Annotated in this window: 1 protein-coding gene, 1 tRNA gene and 1 pseudogene; 2 read left to right on the forward strand and 1 reads right to left on the reverse strand. The window is 62.2% G+C overall.

Going from position 1 to position 3,698, the window contains the following annotated elements; all coding sequences use genetic code 11:
• Window positions 1-194 precede the first annotated feature (194 nt).
• Window positions 195-3,152, forward strand: coding sequence for an Ig-like domain-containing protein (locus QMC91_RS09805; protein ID WP_300238061.1), 2,958 nt, complete (start codon window positions 195-197; stop codon window positions 3,150-3,152).
• A gap of 41 nt (window positions 3,153-3,193) precedes the next feature.
• On the opposite strand, the gene QMC91_RS09810 is transcribed toward QMC91_RS09805, so the two are convergent.
• Window positions 3,194-3,265: transfer RNA gene (locus tag QMC91_RS09810), tRNA-Arg, on the reverse strand.
• Window positions 3,266-3,302: 37 nt separating this feature from the next.
• Here QMC91_RS09810 and QMC91_RS09815 point away from each other — a divergent pair.
• Window positions 3,303-3,698: pseudogene (locus QMC91_RS09815) on the forward strand (thymidine phosphorylase); the annotation flags it as partial.

The raw sequence follows: 3,698 nt of genomic DNA on the forward strand, positions 1-3,698 counted from the left end.
CTTTAAATAATCCCTATATTATTGTTATGCGAGTGAAGTGATCTTCCTGCTTATTCTCGGATTAAAAAATACGATATATTGATAGTATTTTTGACATCCGTTGGTTTCTTGGTGTCATTTATGATCCGTAACAATCTGGATCAAATGAAAAGCATTATATATAATGTGTGGGATCACGGCTCCCTGATCTCAGCATGGATTTTACAAAAGTGTTCCTCCTCATGATCCTGCTCGGCCTGATCGTTCCTGCGGTGAGTGCGACGGGCCCTGACCGGATCATCATATCGAGCGATGTCGGCTGGCTTGCGGCAGGCGGAACCGATACCGCTGAAATAACCGTGCAGGTCCTCGATGGGAGCGGGATGCCGCTCGAGAACTGCACCGTGGTGTTCGAGGTCGACCCGGCTTTCGGCCGCATATCGCCCACAGCCGTCACCACCGGTACCTCCGGAACCGCGGCCGCAACGTTCAGCCCCGGGACGGCGAGCGGTGTTGCCGTGATAACCGCACGGGCCGGAACCGTCGAAGAGACGTTCTTCCTCCCGATCGATCACGGCCCGGCCAACCGCATCACCTATCTTGACTACGAGTTCGAGGTTGCCGCGGGCACCGTCACTGTCATCACCGTGGGGCTGGCCGACCGGTACGGCAACCCGGTGGATGACACCCGGGTTCCCGAGACTGTCCGCTTCAGCGTCGGTTCGGTCTGTGACGACGCCGTCTTCATCGACGACGGGGGAGTACCGGTACCCGAGATCGAACGGACGGTCAACGCCACGGGCTTTGTCCAGGTCCCCTTCAGAACCGGCCGAACCGTCGGCGAGAACATCGTCCGGATTGCCGTTCCTTCAGGCGGGATCGACCGCTACATCTCCATTCGCGGCCTCCCAACCGGACATCCGGCCGCCATCGCCGTCTTGGTCAACCCCGATGCCGATCCGAACCCCTACCAGCCCGCCGACGGCCAGAGCACGTTCACCCTGACTTACCGGCTCTTCGACGCCTGGGGCAACCCCGCAGCCGGCCGTGATATCAGGGTCACCACCACGCTTGCAGGGGAAGACACCATCCTGACGACGAACGGGTCGGGTGTCGCCTGCCTCACCTACGGCCCGAAGGATACCACCGGGAGGATCACCGTCACTGCAACGGCCGTGGACAACACAAGCGTGACGGTATCACAGGTCGTTGAGTTCGTTCACACCGCTCCTGTAGAGATGCTCCTCTCGGCAAGCCCCCAGTCGATGCCGAGCCTCGACGTGCCGGGTTCGCAGCCGGCAACTCTTCGTGCGAAGGTCGTCGACGTGAAAGGAAACCCGGTCGGTGGAGAGGAGGTGGCCTTCGCCATCCGAAACGTCGATACCGGCGAATTCGCGCAGGTTGCGGCCCCTTATCTCTCCGCGCCCTCTGCCGTGACCGATGAAGATGGTTACGCCGTCGTCCGGTTCTACCCGGGTGCGTTCACGACCGATCGGAGGGATCCGCGCTGGAGCGCAGCGGCGAGGGGCGAATGCGGCGTCGTCGCGACCTGGAACGGCACCACCCGGACGATCCCCCTGGCCTGGGAGAACTACCCCTATCTCTCGGTGGAGGCGACGGTCTCCCCCGAGACGGTGGCGGTGAACGATACGGTCGACGTCACGATCCGGCTGAAGGGCGACGGCTGGGCGTTCCGGCCAGACCCGGTCGACGTGGTGCTCTGCACCGACCGGTCGGGAAGCATGCTCTACGACGACCCCGATCGGATGCACTCGGTCCGCGAGGCGGCAAAGGTCTTCGTGGATCAGTTCTCGGAGAACTACGATCGCGCGGCCGCCGTCTCGTTTGGTGGCAAAGGCCGTATCTCACGCCCCGGTGCCAGTTCCGGTATCGGCGCGCACGAGATCGACAACGACTATACATATCCGAAGACCTACAGCGACTACGCTACGCTCGATACCGGGCTCACCTATGATCTCCAGGCGGTGAAGGATGCGCTCGACGGTATCGTCCCCGACCACGGCACCCCGCTCCGGCACGGGCTGAAGGTCTCGATCGACCACCTGGTCGCCGGCGCGGACGGCGGTTCGGTGAAGGCTGTGGTCCTCCTCTCCGACGGTGACTACAACTGGTACGGTGACCCGCTCGCCCGGGGTTCGGGTTCGACCCGCTCATCGCCGGATGGGTACGGGACACTGACCCGGAATTATTACCGGTACGAGGATCTCCCCTTGAGGTGGCAGAACCTGGCGGCGTACGCCGCGGACAACGAGATCCGCATCTTCACGATCTCGTACTCGGAGAGCCTCTCCGGCGACGCGCGATCGACGCTGCAGAGCATTGCCGAATCGACCGGTGGGAGGTACTACCACGCACCGGCCCCGGATGCCCTGGGCCCGATCTACGCCGATATTGCCGGAGCCCTCAAGACGGAGGCCGGCGTCAACACCACGATAAACATCGACTTCGGCACGATTCAGGTCAATAGCGAAGAACGGGAAGGGGGGCGGGTGTTCTCCTACGTCTACGAAGACGGAGTATCGACCGTCATCGAGAGCGCAGTCGAGAACGAGACGGGCCATTATGTGATTGTGCCGAGAAGAACCCTCAATCAGACCGACGACTGGAACGACGACCGGAACCTGGCATTCGAGATCGGGACGGTCCACCTCGGCCAGACCTGGGAGGCGACGTTCCGCCTGAGGGTGCTTACCGACGGCAACATCAACATCTTCGGGCCCGGATCCGCGATACGGTTCAACGACGCGGCGGAGCTCGCCCTCCCCGACACCTTCGTCACGGCCGTTCCTGATCTCAGCAACACGGGGTTCGGCTCCGCGACGCTCGCGCTCTCAAATCCCCGCTACACCTGTGCGGAACCGGTCGAAGAGATCCTCTCCGTCGCCTGGGACCTTACCTACACCGGGACCGGGACTGTGACCGAGTCCGTGGAGTACTCAAACGACGGCGGCCTCTCCTGGGTGCGGTTCGACGTCCTGAGCCCGGACGGCACCGTGGTCGGCGAAACCTCCTCGCTTCATGTCCGGGGCCTCCCGCCGGGCGAATACCTGATCCGGGTACGCGCCTCTGCAGACGACGTGCCCGATGCCGGATTGCTCTTTCCACCCATCCAGGTCGGGGAACGCCGTCAGGCGTATATCCGGCTCATGTAACGATTGTTCGGGTGCGTGGCTCACGCACCCCAAAAGATTAACGGACCCAGCGGGAATTGAACCCGCGTCCTTGGGTTCGAAGCCCAAAAGGATGTCCACTACCCCATGGGTCCCCTCTTCGGTTTCTATCATAAGTTATTAAGCGTTTTTATGTCAGTACTCTATACAATGATCCTCTCGCCCGGCGAGATCACCGCTTACGTCACCGCGTCCTACATCAACGGCCTCGACATGGATGAGGTGGAATACCTGACGAGGGCCACGGTCGAGACCGGGGAGCGCCTCCACTTCACCCGGCACCCCATCGTCGACAAGCACTCCATCGGGGGTGTGCCCGGGAACAAGATCACCCTCCTGATCGCACCGATCATCGCCGCGAGCGGCCTTTTGATCCCGAAGACCAGTTCCCGCGCCATCACCGGCGCCGGTGGAACCGCCGACCTCATGGAAGTCCTCGCGCCCGTCTCGTTCTCGGCGCTCGAGGTGCAGCAGATGACCGAGAAGGTCGGGGGCGCCATCGTCTGGGGCGGCGCCACGAACATCGCC

The sequence above is a fragment of the Methanoculleus sp. genome (assembly GCF_030019085.1).
Taxonomy (GTDB): domain Archaea; phylum Halobacteriota; class Methanomicrobia; order Methanomicrobiales; family Methanoculleaceae; genus Methanoculleus.

Excerpts from the sequence above, each read along its gene's own strand:
- QMC91_RS09805 (WP_300238061.1), top strand. The coding sequence starts at position 195 with ATGGATTTTACAAAAGTGTTCCTCCTCATGATCCTGCTCGGCCTGATC.